The 16,323-nt window shown below is 65.5% G+C and carries 14 protein-coding genes; 2 read left to right on the forward strand and 12 right to left on the reverse strand.

Going from position 1 to position 16,323, the window contains the following annotated elements; all coding sequences use genetic code 11:
• Positions 1–91 precede the first annotated feature (91 nt).
• From YU9_RS0128945 to flgB, 9 genes are all read right to left on the reverse strand, one after another.
• On the reverse strand, positions 92–772 hold the full coding sequence (locus tag YU9_RS0128945) for a lectin (protein WP_027575940.1): 681 nt from the start codon (positions 770–772) through the stop codon (positions 92–94).
• A gap of 143 nt (positions 773–915) precedes the next feature.
• Positions 916–1,929 carry a Tim44 domain-containing protein gene (locus tag YU9_RS0128950; protein ID WP_027575941.1) on the reverse strand — a complete coding sequence of 338 codons (1,014 nt, stop codon included), beginning with the start codon at positions 1,927–1,929 and terminating at the stop codon, positions 916–918.
• 357 nt (positions 1,930–2,286) lie between these two features.
• Positions 2,287–4,869, reverse strand: coding sequence for a cell cycle histidine kinase CckA (cckA, locus tag YU9_RS0128955; protein ID WP_027575942.1), 2,583 nt, complete (start codon positions 4,867–4,869; stop codon positions 2,287–2,289).
• Positions 4,870–5,023: 154 nt separating this feature from the next.
• Positions 5,024–6,103, reverse strand: coding sequence for a flagellar biosynthesis protein FlhB (gene flhB, locus YU9_RS0128960; protein WP_027575943.1), 1,080 nt, complete (start codon positions 6,101–6,103; stop codon positions 5,024–5,026).
• A gap of 13 nt (positions 6,104–6,116) precedes the next feature.
• Positions 6,117–6,887: a flagellar biosynthetic protein FliR gene (gene fliR, locus YU9_RS0128965; RefSeq protein ID WP_027575944.1), complete on the reverse strand. Its 771-nt coding sequence runs from the start codon at positions 6,885–6,887 to the stop codon at positions 6,117–6,119.
• A gap of 18 nt (positions 6,888–6,905) precedes the next feature.
• On the reverse strand, positions 6,906–7,169 hold the full coding sequence (gene fliQ / locus YU9_RS0128970; protein WP_011088555.1) for a flagellar biosynthesis protein FliQ: 264 nt from the start codon (positions 7,167–7,169) through the stop codon (positions 6,906–6,908).
• A gap of 139 nt (positions 7,170–7,308) precedes the next feature.
• Positions 7,309–7,617, reverse strand: a complete 309-nt coding sequence (gene fliE, locus YU9_RS0128975) for a flagellar hook-basal body complex protein FliE (protein WP_027575945.1) — start codon at positions 7,615–7,617, stop codon at positions 7,309–7,311.
• Between the two features lie 16 nt (positions 7,618–7,633).
• On the reverse strand, positions 7,634–8,059 hold the full coding sequence (gene flgC / locus YU9_RS0128980; protein WP_027575946.1) for a flagellar basal body rod protein FlgC: 426 nt from the start codon (positions 8,057–8,059) through the stop codon (positions 7,634–7,636).
• A gap of 36 nt (positions 8,060–8,095) precedes the next feature.
• Positions 8,096–8,500 carry a flagellar basal body rod protein FlgB gene (flgB, locus tag YU9_RS0128985; protein ID WP_027575947.1) on the reverse strand — a complete coding sequence of 135 codons (405 nt, stop codon included), beginning with the start codon at positions 8,498–8,500 and terminating at the stop codon, positions 8,096–8,098.
• A 355-nt stretch (positions 8,501–8,855) separates the two neighbouring features.
• Between flgB and YU9_RS0128990 the strand changes: the two genes are divergently transcribed.
• Both YU9_RS0128990 and fliP read left to right on the forward strand, forming a co-directional pair.
• Positions 8,856–9,830, forward strand: a complete 975-nt coding sequence (locus YU9_RS0128990; RefSeq protein ID WP_027575948.1) for a flagellar biosynthetic protein FliO — start codon at positions 8,856–8,858, stop codon at positions 9,828–9,830.
• Entirely contained in the window at positions 9,827–10,585 is a 759-nt protein-coding gene (gene fliP, locus YU9_RS0128995) for a flagellar type III secretion system pore protein FliP (RefSeq protein ID WP_027575949.1), read from the forward strand. The genes YU9_RS0128990 and fliP overlap by 4 nt, the downstream gene beginning before the upstream one ends.
• Positions 10,586–10,776: 191 nt before the next feature.
• On the opposite strand, the gene YU9_RS0129000 is transcribed toward fliP, so the two are convergent.
• From YU9_RS0129000 to YU9_RS0129010, 3 genes are all read right to left on the reverse strand, one after another.
• Entirely contained in the window at positions 10,777–14,490 is a 3,714-nt protein-coding gene (locus YU9_RS0129000) for a lipopolysaccharide assembly protein LapB (protein WP_036018411.1), read from the reverse strand.
• A 230-nt stretch (positions 14,491–14,720) separates the two neighbouring features.
• Positions 14,721–15,575, reverse strand: a complete 855-nt coding sequence (locus YU9_RS0129005) for a tetratricopeptide repeat protein (RefSeq protein ID WP_051380558.1) — start codon at positions 15,573–15,575, stop codon at positions 14,721–14,723.
• Positions 15,576–15,683: 108 nt separating this feature from the next.
• Positions 15,684–16,310, reverse strand: a complete 627-nt coding sequence (locus YU9_RS0129010; RefSeq protein WP_371259212.1) for a FecR domain-containing protein — start codon at positions 16,308–16,310, stop codon at positions 15,684–15,686.
• Positions 16,311–16,323 lie beyond the last annotated feature (13 nt).

Genomic DNA, 16,323 nt, shown 5'->3' on the forward strand with positions numbered 1-16,323 from the left:
ATTGCGAGCGCAAGCGAAGCAATCCAGAATCTTGCCGCGGAGACAATCTGGATTGCTTCGCTCCGCTCGCAATGACGGAGGAGAGAGCGCCTCAATTCGCCGCGAAACAATACAACAGGCCGTCGCCGCCCGTGCTCTTCAAGTCGGCCTGCGAGCAGCCGCCATCGGGACCGCGCGAGGGGTGAGAGCTGTTCCAAGATTTCGAGGGCTCGTCGTCACGCAGGCCCCGGCGATCGAAATGGCCGACCATCGCGGCGCCTTGCGTGCTCGACGTCCAGTTCTTGCAGGTGCGATCGTCCGGACCGGCAAACGCCGTACCGTCTGGTTGCGATCCCGTGAGGATGTCATGCCGGTTCGGCTGGTCGCCAGCACCAGTGATCCCCTCACCCTTCTCGGTGAGCGCGGTCTGCTTGGTCAGATTGTTGGCGGGGCCGTGCAGGTCAGCCACGTCCTTGGCGATGACCGCGCCCTTGGCGTTCTGCCAGGGTCCCTTGCCGATGCGATCGCGGGCGTTCACGGCCGGCTTGCCGTCGGCGGCCTGCGTCGAGAGGTAGGCGCGCCAGGTCTTGGTGCCGGCGCCGGCGGCCTGAGCGAGCTTCTGGCACTGCGCATCGGCTCCCTCCAGGCCGCCGAGATCGGCGCCCTTGCCCGGGCCGTTGGAGGTCACGAAGAACGTCATATCAGTTGATTGCGCGTGCAGGGATGGCGCCGCGAGCAACGCCAACGTGAGCGCGACCCCTGAAATCGTCACGGATCTCTCGATACGGAGCATCTTGTCCTCCCAGGAGTGTTTTTTGTTCGCCGCCTGACTTCAACCCGAGGCTCACCCGCTTATTCCCATCCCGCGATACGAGACGTCCAAAGAAAAAGGCGCCGTGCCGGAGCACGACGCCTTTGTCTTCAATCTCCAACCGATCAGTTGGTCTGCTGGATCGCCGACAGTTCCCAGCCGGTGCCCGGCCGGCGGGCGAAGGTCCAGATCTCGGTCGCCTCGCCGGGCTGCTCGCTGCCGGCGACGATTGCGCCGGTGTTGCGGTCGACCGTCTTATCGGTGAGCGCGAAGCGCAGCGCCACCGTGGCGTAGTCGGTCTCGCCTTCGCGCCAGGCTTCCGCGAGGTCGCCTTGCAACAATTTCACGTTGCTGACCTTGTTGACGACGTTGCGCGCGCGGTTCTGCGCAAGATCCTGCTCGAAATACGAGACCATTTCCGGCGTCGCGAGCGTGTGCAGCTTGGCCACGTCCTCGTTCGACCAGGCGGCCTGGATCTCGCCGAGCAGGCGCTCGAACGCCTCATAGTCGTCCGGCTTGATCTCGAGCGGCGCATTGTTCGCGCCGAAGCCGAAGCCGCCAAGTCCACTGCCAAGACCGCCACCGAGGCCGCTGCGATAGTTCGTCTGCGATCCAGGCGCTGCGCCTGCATCCGCATTGGCATAAGCCGCCCGCGGGGCGTGACGGCGCTGCCACCAGGACATTGCCAGCCGCACCACGAGCACCACGAGCGCGATCTGGATGATCAGGCCGAGGATAGAGGACAGGCCGCCGAGGCCACCGAACAGGCCGCCCCCGAACAGCATGCCGAGCAGGCCGGCGCCGAGGAAGCCGGCGGCAAGGCCGCCCAGGAAACCGCCGCCGCGGCCGAACAGGCCACCACGCGCAGGCGCGGAAGCAGCCGAATTCATGCCTGCGCCCGGCTGGGTGTAGGTGCGGTTGAACTGCGAGGTCGAGCCCGGCGCGGTCGTGGTCGACGGCGGCGCCGAATAGGTGCGCGAGCCGCGCGAACCCGACGACATGCCGCCACCAACGCGCGCGTCGGCGGACGAGATCGCCAGTGCGGTCGGCAGCGCAAGCGCCAGCACGACGGCGATCATCTTGAAGAGATTGCGGGAGCGTAGCGAGAAAGTCATGTGCGTTTCCCAAATCCCCGGCATGGGGAGGTGCGCCTAAGATGGGCAGACTTCCCGAAAAGTGAAGCCGGTTTCGGAACTTGTGGCTGCGGCCCTCAGTCGCGGGGATGCGGCAAAAGCCCATATTTGGCGGGGATTGGCCGCGTGCACGGGGGAACCGTGGTCGCGGGTTACCGGCGATTTAGGAGTGTTCTTCCCGCTTTTTCCCGCGTTATTGCGAGCGCACCTCACTCACCCGTCATTGCGAGGAGCCCTTGCGACGAAGCAATCCAGAATCTTTCCGCCGAGCAGTCTGGATTGCTTCGCTTCGCTCGCAATGACGGCGTTGAAGGAGTTGGGCGCAATGACGGAGAATGTAGGAACGGCGTGCCGCCCCTCGCCTCACCCCTGCTTCGTCATCGTCTCCTTCACCGCGGCCACGAGCTGGCTCAGTGTGAAGGGCTTCGGCAGGAAGTCGAACTGCTGGCCTTCGGGCAGGCTCTTCTCGAAGGCGTCCTCGGCATAGCCGGAGACGAAGATGAACTTGATGTCGGGGTTCTTTTCTCGCATCGCCTTCAGCAGCGTCGGGCCATCCATCTCGGGCATGACGACGTCGGAGACGACGAGATCGATCGCCCCACCCTGCTCCTCGAGCACCTCCATGGCCTCGACGCCGTTCTCGGCCTCGACCACGGTGTAGCCGCGCGAGCGCAGGCCGCGGGCATTGAGCGCGCGCAGGCCCTCTTCGTCCTCGACGAGAAGGATGGTGCCCTGACCCGTGAGATCGGTGCGCGGCTTGGCCTCCGCGGCCAGCGCGGCCTCCTTCGCAGCGTCGTTGGTCGCGCTGACCACCGCTGCGGGCTGCTCGACCTGCACCTCCGGTTCGGCGATATGACGCGGCAGGAAGATGTGGAACGAGGTGCCCTGCCCCGGCTCGGAATCGACGTAGATGAAGCCGCCGGTCTGCTTGACGATGCCGTAGACGGTGGACAGGCCGAGCCCGGTGCCTTTGCCCACTTCCTTGGTCGAGAAGAACGGCTCGAAGATCTTGTCGCGGATATCGGCGGGAATGCCGGTGCCGGTGTCGGCGACCTCGATCCGCACATAGTCCGCCGCGGGCATGCCCTTATAGGCGAGCTTTGCCGCTTCTTCTGCGGTGACGTTGGCGGTGCGGATGATCAGCTTGCCGCCGTCGGGCATGGCGTCGCGCGCGTTCACCGCGAGGTTGACGATCACCTGCTCGAACTGGGAGACGTCGACCTTCACCGGCCAGAGGTCGCGGCCGTGGACGAGGTCGAGCTTGACCTTCTCGCCGATCAGCCGGCGCAGCAGCATGGTGAGATCGGACAGCGCGTCGCCAAGATCGAGCACCTGCGGCCGCAGCGTCTGCCGCCGCGAGAATGCCAGCAGCTGCCGCACCAAGGTCGCGGCGCGCGTCGCGTTCTGCTTGATCTGCATGATGTCCTGGAACGACGGATCGGTCGGCTTGTGCGCGTTCAGCAGGAAGTCGTTCGCCATCATGATGGCGGAGAGCACGTTGTTGAAGTCGTGAGCGATGCCGCCGGCGAGCTGGCCGACCGTCTCCATCTTCTGCGACTGGTTGATCTGGTTCTCCAGCGCACGCCGCTCGGTGGTCTCGAGCATGTGCACGATGGCGGCTTCCGCCTCGGTCTCGGCCGAATCCACCGGCGTCACGAAGAACTGGCCCCAGCGCTCCTTGGCTCCTTCCAGCGCCACCTCGACCGGCGCGATGTCGGCCTTGCCTTCGGCAGCCTGGTTGATGGCCGCGATCAAAAGGTGCCGGTCGCGCGAATTGACCGCGCGGAAGATCGACTTGGAGGCGCTGTCCAGTCCCAGGGCCTGACTGAGCTTGGCGTAGCGCGCGTTGGCGCGCACCACGTTGCCGCCGCGATCGACGGTCGCGATCGCCATCGGCGTGTGGTCGAAGAAACGCATGAAGCGCACTTCGGCGGCGCGGTCGGGATCGCTGCGCTCGTCGCGGGCACGGCTGATCACGAGCGTGCGCGACGGCCCCGGCGCGCCGTCGGCGCCGAAGGCGAGCTTGTGATACAGCCGCACCGGCATGGTCTTGCCGGTGCGTATGCGCAGGTCGATGTCAAAGACTTCGGTCTTCACCTCGCCGGGCACCGCGACGATCGAGGTCAACAGCGAGGCGCCGTCGCCAGAGACGATGTCGGTGAGCTTCAGGCCGCCCGAGCCGATCTCGGCGAGGTCATAGTCGAGCCAGTTCGCCAGCGTCGCGTTGACATAGGCGAGCTCGCCGGCCGGATTGACCGAAAAGAAGCCGCAAGGCGCGTGATCGAGATATTCGATCGCGTGCTGGAGCTCCTGGAACACGTCCTCCTGGCGCTCGCGGTCGCGGGTGATGTCGGCGATCGACCACACCGCATATTTCGCCTCGCGCTTGCCGGTGCCGAGGGGGCGCACGCGCATGCGCAGCCAGCGGCCCTGGTTGCCGTCATGGCCGGAAATGCGCACCTCTTCCTGCTGCCGCTTGCCCTCGCGGGCGGCCTTGAGCAGCCGGAACACCGCTTCGGAGACGTCAGGGTTGCCGATGAAGACTCGCTCGACGGGGCGCACATCCTGCGGGCCGCTGGCGCCAGTCAGCGTCAGATAGGCGGCATTGGAATAGACCACGTGTCCGCGTGCATCGGTGACTGCGAGCCCGTCGAACGCGTGGTCGGAGATGCGGCCGATGATGGGATCATCGAGATTACGATCGGCGAAGCGGATGATGCCGGCGGCGAAGGCGAACAGGTTGAACAGGCCGACCATCGCCAGCACGGCGAGGATGCCGAGGATATAGGGCTGCGCCTGCGCGCGCCCGAGCGTCATCAGCCCGACGGCGACCGCAACGAGGCCGGCGGCCACCAGCAGCACCAGCGCAATGCTGCCCGAGCGCGGCGACGGCTCGTGCGCCGCAACGGGCTCGCGTGTGAGGTCGTGGTCGGTCTCGGCGGTCATCTCAAGCTGGCGCGGCCTGTCGGCAGAGAATCAACGCGCCACGGGGCGCGTGGGGTCCTCCCTGCCTGAATCGGACCCTGAGGTGCAAGGGCAGCAGGGGCGAAAGGTACGCTGATTCCCAGATTACGGCCATTTCCGGTATTTTTCGGGACTTTTACCCCCGCCCGGCGCTGAATCCGCGCTTCAGCCGCATGACGTAGCCGATGACTTCGGCGACGGCATGATAGTGCTCGGTCGGGATTTCCTGGTCGATGTCGACCGTGGCGTAGAGCGCGCGCGCCAGCGGCACATTCTCCACGATCGGAATGTCGTGCTCGCGCGCGATCTCCCGGATCTTGAAGGCGAGGTTGTCGACGCCCTTGGCGACGCAGATCGGCGCGGTCATGCCGCGCTCGTAGGACAGCGCCACCGAATAGTGGGTCGGGTTGGTGATGATCACGGACGCCTTGGGAACCGCCGCCATCATGCGCTTCTTGGCGCGCTGCTGCCGCAGCTGCCTGATCTTGCCCTTGATGTGCGGGTCGCCTTCGGACTGCTTGAACTCTTCCTTGATCTCCTGAAGCGACATCTTCTGCCGCTGGAACCAGCTGCGGTACTGGAAGAAATAGTCAGCGATGGCCACGATCGCGAGCGCCGCGACCACCGCGCCGAGCAGATGGATGGTCATGCTGGTGGTGGCGCCGAGCATGGCCGCCGGATCGAGCCTGACCATCGCCTCTATGCGATGCCGCTCCGGCCACAGGATCATGGTCATGACGACGCTGACGGCGACCAGCTTGCCGATGCCTTTGAGGAAATTAGCGGCCGCCTGTTTGCCGAAGATGCGCTTGAAGCCGGCGCCTGGCGAAATCTTGTTGAATTTGGGTTTCAGGGATTCGGCCGACCAGACCAGGCGGTGCTGGAGCATGTTGCCGGCAATGGCCGCCAGGACCAGCATCAAGAGAGGCACGCCGACCGCGGCGAGCACGGCGAACTCGATCTGCTGCGTCAGCGCCAGCAGGGCCCTGCCGTCGGTCTTGATCATCCAGGAATTGGCGAGCAGGTTGCGCATCGGCGTCAGCAGCCCGCTGCCGACCGAGCCCGAGAAGGTCGAGACCACGAGCGTGCCACCCGCCATCATGAACCAGGTGTTGATCTCCTGGCTCTTGGCGACGTCGCCGCGCTCGAGCGCATCGTCGAGGCGCTTTTGCGTCGGGTCTTCTGTTTGACTTTCGGGATCGTTGTCGTCCGCCATCGATCGACCCCTGTTATTTGAGCGGCATCATCTGGTGCATGACACCGATGAAATAGTCGAGAAAGGTGCCCATCATCGCGGTGAGCACCACGGCGAGCACCAGGAAGCCCGCGAAGATCGACAGCGGCACGCCGACGAAATAGACCTGCATCTGCGGCATCAGCCGCGCCAGCACGCCAAGGCCGATGTTGAAGACGAGGCCGAACACCAGAAACGGCCCGGAGAGCTGCAGCCCCAAGCGGAACGCGGCGGCGAAGGCACGCGTCGCCAGCGAGGCGACGTCGCCGCTCGATACGGTCTCGCCCGGCGAGAAGATCGTGTAGCTGTCGTTCAGCGCCGCGATCACCAGATGGTGGCTGTCGGTGGCGAACAGCAGCGTCACTCCCAGCATGGTCAGGAAATTGCCGACCAGCACGCCCTGCTGTCCCTGCGTCGGATCGACCGAGGTGACGAAGCCGAGGCCCATCTGCTGCGCGATCACGGAACCCGCGACCTGGAGCGCCGACAGCGTCACGCGCGCGGTCGCGCCCAGCACGATGCCGATCGCGATCTCATGCAACATCAAGACCAGCAGCGGCGCCAGCGAGCCCATGTCGACCTGATAGGCGTTGCGATGCAAGGGAAGGATGATCAGCGTGAGCAGCAGCGCGATCGACAGCTTGATCCGCGTCGGGATGTTGGTCTCGCCGAGGCCCGGCAGCAGCATCACCATCGCGCCGACCCGGGCGAAGGCGAGCATGAAGGAAGCGGCGAGCGCCGGCAGCAGCGAGACGTCGATGCGCATGGTTCACGCATCTTAGCCTCAGCCGCCGATGATTCGCGACGAGATCCGCAGCATGTGGGCGTGGAGCGAGTCGGCCATGAACGGCAGCGCCAACAGCATCGTGGCAAAGATGGCCAGGATCTTCGGCACGTAGATCAGCGTCTGCTCCTGGATCTGCGTCAGCGCCTGGAACAGCGACACGATCACGCCGACCACGAGGCCGACCACCATCAAAGGCGACGACACGATCACGATGGTCCAGATTGCGTCACGCGCGACGTCGAGGGTCTCGGGTCCGGTCATTTGGGAATTCTCACTGTAAGTTATTTCTGTCATTTTGGGGCTCGCGAAGCGAGAACCCGGAATCCATTTAGCCACAGCGTTGGTCGCACCATGGATTCCGGGTTCGCGACTTCGTCGCGCCCCGGAATGACGGCGCGAGTCAGATCGGCATCTTCATGATGTCTTCATACGCCGCGATCACGCGGTCGCGGACCGAGACCAGCGTGGACACCGCAACGTCGGTGTCGGCGACTGCCGTCACCACGTCCATCACGTTAGCCTTGCCGGCGGCCATCGCCACCGTCTGCGCATCGGATTTGCGGCCGGACTCCATGACGCTGCCGACGGCGTCTTTCAGGAGCGAGGCGAAGGACTGTCCGGTCGCTTCGCTGCCCTTGCCGGCACCGCTGTTTTCCAGCACGCGCGCAAGGTTGGCATAGGCGTTGGCTGCGATTGTCGGTGATGCCATGGCTCAAATGTCCTGTTCAGCTCTTGAGGATGTCGAGCGTGCGCTGGATCATCCGGCGCGTCGCACTGATGATGTTGAGATTGGCCTCGTAGGACCGCTGCGCGTCGCGCATGTCGGTCATCTCGACCACCGAGTTCACGTTGGGATATTTGACGTTGCCGCTCGCATCCGCCGCAGGATTGTTCGGCTCGTATTTGACGCGGAAGTTGGACTGGTCGGGCTTGACCCTGCCGAGCGTGACGACCTGCGCGTCGAGCGTGCGGTCGAGCGCGGAGGAGAAGGTCGGAACCTTGCGCCGATAGGGATCGCCGCCAGCGGTCTGCGCCGTCGAATCGGCATTCGCGATGTTTTCCGAGATCACCCGCATGCGCCCGGCCTGCGCGCGCAGACCGGAGGTGGCGATCGCCATCGAGCGGGCAAAGTCGCTGCTGTCATTGGCCATGATGCACCTCTCGCTCTCTTGGTTCCCCGATCACGCCTAGCCCTTGCCGATCGCGGTCTTGAGCAGGCGCAGGCTCTTCGAATAGAGCGAGGTCGCCGCCGCATAGTCCATCTGGTTGCTGGCGGCCTTCATCATCTCCTCCTCGAGATTGACGGCATTGCCCGCAGGGCGGGTCTCAAAGCCCGCATTCTTGTTCTGGTCGAAGGCGGAAGCCGCGCCCGATGGCGTCATGTGCGAGGCGCTGGTACGGGTCAGGGCCAGAGGCCCCATGGACCCCATGACCGCGCCGGTCTGGTCGAGCTTGGGCTCGACCAGGTCGCGCGGCCGGAATTTGGGCGTGTCGGAATTGGAGACGTTCTCGGACAGGACACGCTGGCGTTCCTGGTGCCACTGCATCTTGGTCCGAAGCGCCGACAGCACCGGGAGGTCGTTGATGGACATCGTCGCGGCTCCTTCCGCCCCAGACGGACCCCAAGGCCCGACGCTAGGCAGAATTTGCCGCCTGTATGGTTAACAGCTGGTTAAGGACGGCTCGCGACGCATGTCCCCGAGCGAGGCAGGATCTTGCGCCCCCGTGATTCTACGCCGCGAAAAGTGGCATTAACCCAACCATTTGGCGGCGCGTGGACGGGAGCAAGAAGTCGTTTTGGATCGGACGATTCATGGGTTATTAAGAGTTGGGGACGGCAAAACTTGCCGTGGAACGTTAAGAAATCGCAGTTTTGGGGCATCGTCCGCCGGTGGTTGGTGAATCTGACCATGGGCACGAGAAAAGCGCCATTTGTCGGGGACAAGTATGCAAGGCAGCCCTATCACCTTCATCGTCGCGTTCATCGTCGTTCTGGCGTTGATCGGCGTCGCTGCTTGGCTGGTTCGCCGATTCGCCTCTAGCCGGATCGGCGCCAATACCCAGCGCGGCCGGATGCCCCGCCTCGCCGTGATCGACGCTGCCGCGGTCGACGGCCGGCGCCGGCTGGTGCTGGTCCGGCGTGACAATGTCGAGCACCTGCTGATGATCGGCGGCCCGACTGACATCGTCGTCGAGCCCAATATCGTTCGCGCCGCGCCCAGCCGCGACCAGCTCCCGCAACGTCCGAGCGCCGCCGAACCGCCGCGCCTCGCCCCCATGCCCGATGCCGGCGGCTGGGCCGACGAAGCGCCGCGACCCGAACTGCTCGATCATCCCGAGCCGCAAATGCCCGAGCCGCCGCCGCGACCCGCGCGCCCATCCTTCGCCGACGAGGTGCGCCGGCCTGGTCCTGCACTGGCCGAACGCCGCAGCGAGCCGCCCCTGGGAGGCATTGCGCCGGAGCCGACCGCGCCACGCCCGGAGCGCGAACCACGGCCCGAGCCGCTGCCGCCGCGCATCCCCCGCGGCGAGCCGCCGCTGATGCCGCGTCCGTCGCGCGGGAGCGAACCGATGAAGATGCCGCCAGTGCGCGCCGAGCGCGCCGCTGCACCACCGCCTCCTCCGCCTGTGCCGCAGGCTCCACCGGTTCCGCCGCCGGCACCTGCTGCTGCGCCCTCGAGCGCCGAACAGAATCTCGCCGAAATGGCGCAGCGGTTAGAGGCTGCCCTGCGCCGCCCGGCCGGCGAAACGGTCGCGCCTCCGGTTGCGCCGGAGGCGCCGCCCGCTCCGCCGCGCGCCGCACGCAGCGAGCCGCCGGCTCCACCGGCCCCGCCTGCAAAGCCGGCCGCGGAAAAGACCAGCTTTGAAAATCTCGAAGACGAGATGGCTTCCCTGCTCGGCCGTCCGAAGCCGTCTTCGTGAGCTTGCCGGCCCTCCAGCGTAGAGTTCTTTTCCTTTCTGTCCTGTTCAGCGCGGCCTCGCTCGCGATGCCCTCGCATGCCCAGGACATCAGCATCAATCTCGGCGGCGGCGCTGGCGGCGGCGGCGTCACCGAGCGCGCGATCCAGCTGATCGCGCTGCTCACGGTGCTGTCGCTCGCGCCGTCGATCCTGATCATGATGACGTCGTTCACGCGCATCGTGGTGGTGCTGTCACTGCTGCGCACCGCCATGGGCACCGCGACCGCGCCGCCGAACTCGGTGATCATCGCGCTCGCAATGTTCCTCACCTTCTTCGTGATGGGACCGGTGCTGCAAAAGTCCTACGACGAGGGCATCCGCCCGCTCGTCGCCAACCAGATCGGCGTCGAGGATGCGCTGCAGCGCGCCTCCGTCCCCTTGCGCGGCTTCATGCAGAAGAACGTCCGCGAGAAAGACCTCAAGCTGTTCCTCGACCTCTCCGGCGAGCAGCCGCCCGCTACCCCTGACGACCTCGCCTTACGCATCCTCGTCCCCGCCTTCATGATCTCCGAGCTGAAGCGCGCCTTCGAGATCGGCTTCCTGTTGTTCCTGCCCTTCCTGATCATCGATCTCGTCGTCGCCTCCGTGCTGATGTCGATGGGCATGATGATGCTGCCGCCGGCGACGATTTCGCTGCCGTTCAAGCTGATCTTCTTCGTGCTGGTCGACGGCTGGTCGCTGGTGGCGGGGAGCCTGGTGCAGAGTTACGGGGGGTGAGGCGCGGTTTCGAGCGCTGCCCGCGTCCCCTCAGCTCTCAGCGATCGCCTCCGGCCCCTCCCCGTCATTGCGAGGAACTCTTGCGACGAAGCAATCCAGACTGCCTCCGCGGAGCGACTCTGGATTGCTTCGCTACGCTCGCAATGACGGAGAATGTGGCGCTGTCCCGGGCGCGCTTCGCGCGACACTAGCTACCGCGTCATCTTGATCTGCCGGACGACTGGAATCGTGGGCAGCGAGCCGGTGTGGTCGCTCTCGTCCTTGGCCTGCGGCGCGCTGGGTCCGCGCGCCGTGGCATCGGGGAAGCGCTGCTTCATCTCGCGCAGGAAGCCGTCGAGCGTATCGACGCTGGCAGCGAGCTTGGCGATCTCGGCGAATTCGGCGCTGGAGGCTGCGGCCGGCTTGCTGGCGATGTCGAAGGCGAGACGGTCGGCGCTCTCGCTCATCAGCGGCGCGTATTTCTCGCGGAAGCGCGACAGGCCGATCGAATCGTCGGCCAGGGCATAGCCGACGGCGGCGCGGATGATGTCGCTCTTCTCGACCGCGTTGAGCGGCTTGAAGTCGCGGAAGCGCTCGCCGTAATAGAGTTCGATCTGCTCGGCGGACTCGCGCCAGCGCCGCGCAGCCCAGAAGATGTCGGAGCGCAGGCGGAGCACTTCGCGGCCGGAGACGTTGGAGACGATGTCGAGCGCGAGATCGTGACGGCCGACATCGCTCTGCGCGCGCGCCTCCAGCAGCAGGCGCTGCTGCCGGAGCTCGCCGGAGAGGTCGCTGATGCGGCTCGCGCGCAGCGCGGTGATCGCCATGTCGGGCTTGCGGTTGGCGAGATAGACCATGGCAAGGCGCGCGGCGACCTGGGCGCGCGCCGCGCCTTCAAGGCGATGATCGACCTGATACTGCAGCAGCTCGGCGGCCTGGTCGAGCAGATCGATCGAGGCGAGACGGTCGGCGAGCCGGCGGATCAGCTCGTCGCCGCGGCGGCCGATCGGGGTCAGCTCGCGGAACTCGTAGAACATCCCGAGCGCCTCGACCGGCGGCAGCTCGTCGCCCTTCGGCCCGAGGAAGATCTGGGTGAACAGGTCGGAGGCCAGATCCTGCGCCTGACGCGAGGCTTCGGCGTTCGGCTGGAGCCTCGTCGCGGTGCGCGCGGCGGTGAGCGCATCGCGGTAACGGCCGTTCTCCGCATACAGCTGCGAGAGCATCTGCAGCGTCTTGACCTCGATCGCATCGCCGCGCCAGGTCATCGACAGCGTCTCGAGCTCGCGCAGCGCCTCCTCCTTGCCGATCTCGTCGCGCTTCTGACGCAGCGCGACCTCGAGCTGCTTGGCCTCGGCCGCGGCCGGACGGTCGTTCGAGGCGACCGCGAATTGGTAGTCGTCAAGCGCATCCTTGTCGTGGCCGAGCGCCTCGGCGAGCCGGCCGCGCAGCACGGCGAAGGCGGGTGCAGCCTCAGGTGGGACACCGACCACCTCGAGCTCGCTGCGGCGCTTGGAGGCGCCGGGATAGTCCTTCACCTCGAGCGATGCGCGCATCGCGTCCATCGTCACGATGCGCTGGATATCGAGCGGCAGAGAGGCGATGGCGAATTCGACGTTCTTGAACTTCTCGCGCGCGTCCGCCCATTTGCCCTGGCGCGCATAGGCGAGCGCCTTCCAGAGCTGGGAATCGTGGCTGTTGCCGATCACGGGATTGGCGAGGTCCTTCAGGCCCTGCGCCGGCCGGCCGATCAGGATGCTCGCGATCGCATGCATGATCAGCGCGCCGCTCTCCTCCTTGTTGAGGGGATCGTTCAGCATCACGTCGGTCACGGCCTTGGCCTCGTGATACATGGCGCGCGACATGTAGAACTGCGCAAGGTCGAGACGCGGCAGCGAACGCAGCGCGGGCTCGACGGCCGAGATCGACGTCATCAGCTCGCTCTGGCGCACCATGAAGTTTTCCGACTGGCCCTTGCGCCAGCCTTCGGGGCTGAAGATCGGGCGCACCGCGGTCGGCGCCCGCTCGGCCGAGATGTCGACCGGCGACAGCGTCAATCCACCCTTCTTGCCGAGAATCACCTTGTCGGAGCCGACCTCGACGCCGACCTCGTCGGAGTTCAGCCGGATCGCGATGCCGTGCGCGGATTCCAGCAGCGAGAGATCGACGAGGTCCTGTCGCTTGATGAAGCCGCGCACCGGCCGCTGCGCGGTGACGACATAGAGCGTATCGCCGGCATCGGGGTCGGTGAGCTTGTGCAGGAGGCCCGGATTGGCGAAGGGGATCGCGATATTGGCAAGCGCGGGATCGGTGATGTTGCGCGACATCATCAGCGGTAGCGGCGTCGCCTGGATCTTGTCGGCGAGCGTCAACATCCAGTTGGTCTCCTTGCCGACCTCCTCGCTTGTCAGCGAGTAGACCAGCGGACGGGTGAGACGGATGCGCACCGCCTGCCCCTTGTCGAGCGGGATGCGGCCGACCTCGCCGATCATAGCGCCGCCCTTGCTGCGGATCGCCTCCACATCGACGGGCTTCGACGTGTCGAACACGAGCCAGACAGTATCGCCACGGCGGAATGCCGCCGCAGGGGTTGAAACCTGAAGCGGGAACGTGACGCGCAAGCCGTCGCTGTCGCGACGCGCATCGACACTGGCCACGGCCGGCTGAGGGGCGGCGGGCGTCTCGGCGGGGGCGGCCTTCGGGGATTCCTTGACTGGCTCCTTCGCCGCTTCCTTCACGGCCTCCTTGGGCGCTTCGGCAACCAGAGGCTTGGCAGGCGCGGGATTCGGGGCTTCCTTGGATATCTCCTTGGGCGCTTCCGCAGCGTGCGCAGCCTCGGTCGCGGGCTCCGGTTTCGGCGCTTCGGCGACCGGCATTGCGGCGTGCGCTTCCGGCTTCGCCCCGGGCTTCACCTCGATCCTGGCTTCGCGTGCGATCGTCTCTGACGTGGGCGGCGCGATCTCGCGATGGGCGTCCTTCGGCTTCTCGGCCGCCGGCTTTTCCGGCGCGGGCGCGGGTCCCTGACCGGCCGGCTTCATCTGCGCGATCGCCGCCTCGCGCGTCGCGGCCGACTTGCCCTTGTCGGGCTGGAAGGAGACGTCGACGACATAGTTCTTCTCGTCGCGGAACGAATGCACGTCGGAATCGCCGATCAGCGCGATCTCGACATTGGTCTGGTCGATGTCGGACTTCTGCTTGATCGAGGCGACGTTCGGCGGCGCTGCGACGACCGCGTCCGCCAAGTCGAAATTGAGGTTGGCGTTGAAGACGAGCGTGAGCTTCTGCTCGTTGAGCACGGAGGAGACGCCGACGCCATCGGGCATCTCGAACACGAAGCGCACGAAGGTCGGCTGCACCGAGGCACGCACGCGGATCTGCGGACGTTTCTTGGCCTCGGCGGCGGCGCGCTGGGCGCGTAGCGCGCGCTCGGCCACGCGTGCGCGCTCGGCGAGTTCCTTGACCACGTCCATGGGCAGGCTGGGCGGCGGTCCCTTCCACCCCTCGGGCAAGAGGTCGACAAAGGTACGCTCGCCGGCGTTCATGGTGTTGACGGTGACGCGCCGCGCCAGCGACAGGCGGATGGCGCCGCCGTCAGGGTCGCGGCGGGCGGAGTTGACGTAGTCGGGCGCGCCTTCCGGAACCCGGTCGACGGGAACATCGACGGGCCGGTCGAAGCGGATGATGAGGATGGAGCCTGCGGTCGTCACCTCGGAGGGAACGTCCTCGCCGAGCTTGATGATCAGACGGGCAAAGCCGCCGCCGGCGGAAAACGTCGCCTCGCCCCTTATCGGATCGGCTGCCCGGACCGGCGCCGCGAGGCCAATCAGGAAACAGGCCGCGAGCAAGGTCGCGCCGCGGACATGACGCGACAAGCCCCATGCCAATGCGCGAGCTCGCGACACAAATCCGGCGGCAGCCTCTCGCGCCATTGGCGGCATTTCTTCCAGTTCGGCGGTCATGCCGGCAATGGCGCCGGCGGTGCCGTCGACTGTAGGTCTCGCCAATTAAGGACTTGTTAATGCTATATCTTGATTTGCGCTGCGGGCAGCACGCCGTGCCGGACCGAGCGGGGGCCGATCGGCCAGTTTTGGATTTGAGACGCAGGCGGTTAATGAGTTGTTAACACCTGCACCAGTGCCGTCGCGGTTGGTCAGTCCCTTCACGGCACCCCATAGCGGACAAAGTCCTCGCCGATTCCAGCGTCGATTCTTCTGGCCGCCGAGATATCGCTATTGCCGCCATCTCTGTCGCCGAGCTTGAATCTGGCTATCCCGCGACCGTAGAGCGCGCTCGCCAGCTTGGGCGCGAACCGCAGCGCCGAGTTGTAGTCATCGATAGCCGCGGAGAGCTGTCCCATTTTCAGATTGATCAGGGCTCGCGAGTCGTATGTTGCGGCATCGTTTGCTCCCGATCGAAGCGCCATGTCGCAGTCCTCCAGCGCAGCCTGCAAAGCGCCAAGCACGGCTCGGGCCCAACAACGTCCGCTCCACGCCGCCTCCAGCTTCGGGTCAAGGCGAATTGCCTCGTCATAGTCCTGCGCTGCACGGTCGTACGCATTCCTCTTCAAGTGGGCTGCCGCACGGTTGGCAAAAGCAGCGCCATAGTTGGGGTTGAGCTTGAGCGCCTCCTCGAAAGCGCCAAGAGCGAGGTCGTGCGAGCCCGTTCTCAGATAGGCCACGCCGAGGTTGTTAAAGGCTTTCGCATAGTTCGGGTTAAGCCTGGTCGCTTCAACGAAATCCTTGATCGCGCGTTCGTAGTCGGCTTTGGCGCTGTAGGCATTGCCCCTGTTGTTGTGGGCGACGGCGAAGCCGTTTGCGCTCCCCTCGCCCGCATCGATGAACGCCGTGCAGCCATCGATCCGAGCTTCGGGCGACACGCGATCTGAGCCGTTACACAGTTCAACATTCTTGAGTGAGCTGCCCTTCTTCGGCTTCTGCGCCAAGCTCGACGAACCCGACAGCACAACGACGAGAATGAGCATCACTGCCTTGATGACACCGGCTCTTGCGGTCATTTTCACACCAGCCGTCAAACTCCGCGAGTGAACGAAGCGCTAATGCCAGTCTATCTGCCCGGCCGGCGTTGCGCCGGCATCACGGCGGCTTCAGGTCAGGCAAACTTCTCAGCATCCCCGACAGATGTTGAGCCTGCGATCGGCGCTTCGATCGGGCCCCGGCGCCGCGGATGTCGGCGGCTTCCTCGGGAGCTTACTTTCGCCCTCTTCGATCAGGGTCGAAAATTTGACTGACCCATCATCCAAAATCTCGATATGCGGCGTCGTGCCTCGGATCCCCAGCGTGGCGACGGGAGTATCGACCTTCATGTCACCGGTCTTGGCGACACTGCCCGCGACAAAGGTGAACGTTCCCCTGGCGAGATTGAACAGGGTCGCATTGGACTTGCCGGCCGGCTCATACACATATTGATCCAACTCGATACGGGCGTTGTTCGATAGATTGAACGAGCTGCCGTCGGTAAAGTTGATTCCGACCCGGCCATCGGCCCCGGTCAGCACCACGTCACCGAGATATACGGGATCGCCTGTTTTAGCCCGGCCGGGCTCACCCGAGACATTCGCCTGAACGACCACTGCGCCCGCATGTTCGATCGTGACCGAGCCTGTGGCCGCCACCACCTTCCCGATCGGTTTCAACGACGAGCTAGCGACGGCGGGCTTGGCGGAATCGATTTGCGCTTGAGCCGCACCCGGCAAGATATAGGCAAGCGCCAAGACAAAGCCGGTCGCCAAAACGGCTATCGTA

This window comes from Bradyrhizobium sp. WSM1743, assembly GCF_000473065.1.
In the GTDB taxonomy this organism is placed as follows: Bacteria; Pseudomonadota; Alphaproteobacteria; order Rhizobiales; family Xanthobacteraceae; genus Bradyrhizobium.

Excerpts from the sequence above, each read along its gene's own strand:
- flgB (WP_027575947.1), bottom strand. The coding sequence starts at position 8,500 with ATGTCCATCAACGACCTCCCGGTGCTGTCGGCGCTTCGGACCAAGATG.
- YU9_RS0128945 (WP_027575940.1), bottom strand. The coding sequence starts at position 772 with ATGCTCCGTATCGAGAGATCCGTGACGATTTCAGGGGTCGCGCTCACG.
- YU9_RS0129005 (WP_051380558.1), bottom strand. The coding sequence starts at position 15,575 with ATGACCGCAAGAGCCGGTGTCATCAAGGCAGTGATGCTCATTCTCGTC.
- fliE (WP_027575945.1), bottom strand. The coding sequence starts at position 7,617 with ATGGCATCACCGACAATCGCAGCCAACGCCTATGCCAACCTTGCGCGC.
- YU9_RS0128950 (WP_027575941.1), bottom strand. The coding sequence starts at position 1,929 with ATGCCGGGGATTTGGGAAACGCACATGACTTTCTCGCTACGCTCCCGC.
- YU9_RS0129000 (WP_036018411.1), bottom strand. The coding sequence starts at position 14,490 with ATGGCGCGAGAGGCTGCCGCCGGATTTGTGTCGCGAGCTCGCGCATTG.
- cckA (WP_027575942.1), bottom strand. The coding sequence starts at position 4,869 with ATGACCGCCGAGACCGACCACGACCTCACACGCGAGCCCGTTGCGGCG.
- flhB (WP_027575943.1), bottom strand. The coding sequence starts at position 6,103 with ATGGCGGACGACAACGATCCCGAAAGTCAAACAGAAGACCCGACGCAA.
- fliR (WP_027575944.1), bottom strand. The coding sequence starts at position 6,887 with ATGCGCATCGACGTCTCGCTGCTGCCGGCGCTCGCCGCTTCCTTCATG.
- fliQ (WP_011088555.1), bottom strand. The coding sequence starts at position 7,169 with ATGACCGGACCCGAGACCCTCGACGTCGCGCGTGACGCAATCTGGACC.
- YU9_RS0128990 (WP_027575948.1), top strand. The coding sequence starts at position 8,856 with ATGCAAGGCAGCCCTATCACCTTCATCGTCGCGTTCATCGTCGTTCTG.
- flgC (WP_027575946.1), bottom strand. The coding sequence starts at position 8,059 with ATGGCCAATGACAGCAGCGACTTTGCCCGCTCGATGGCGATCGCCACC.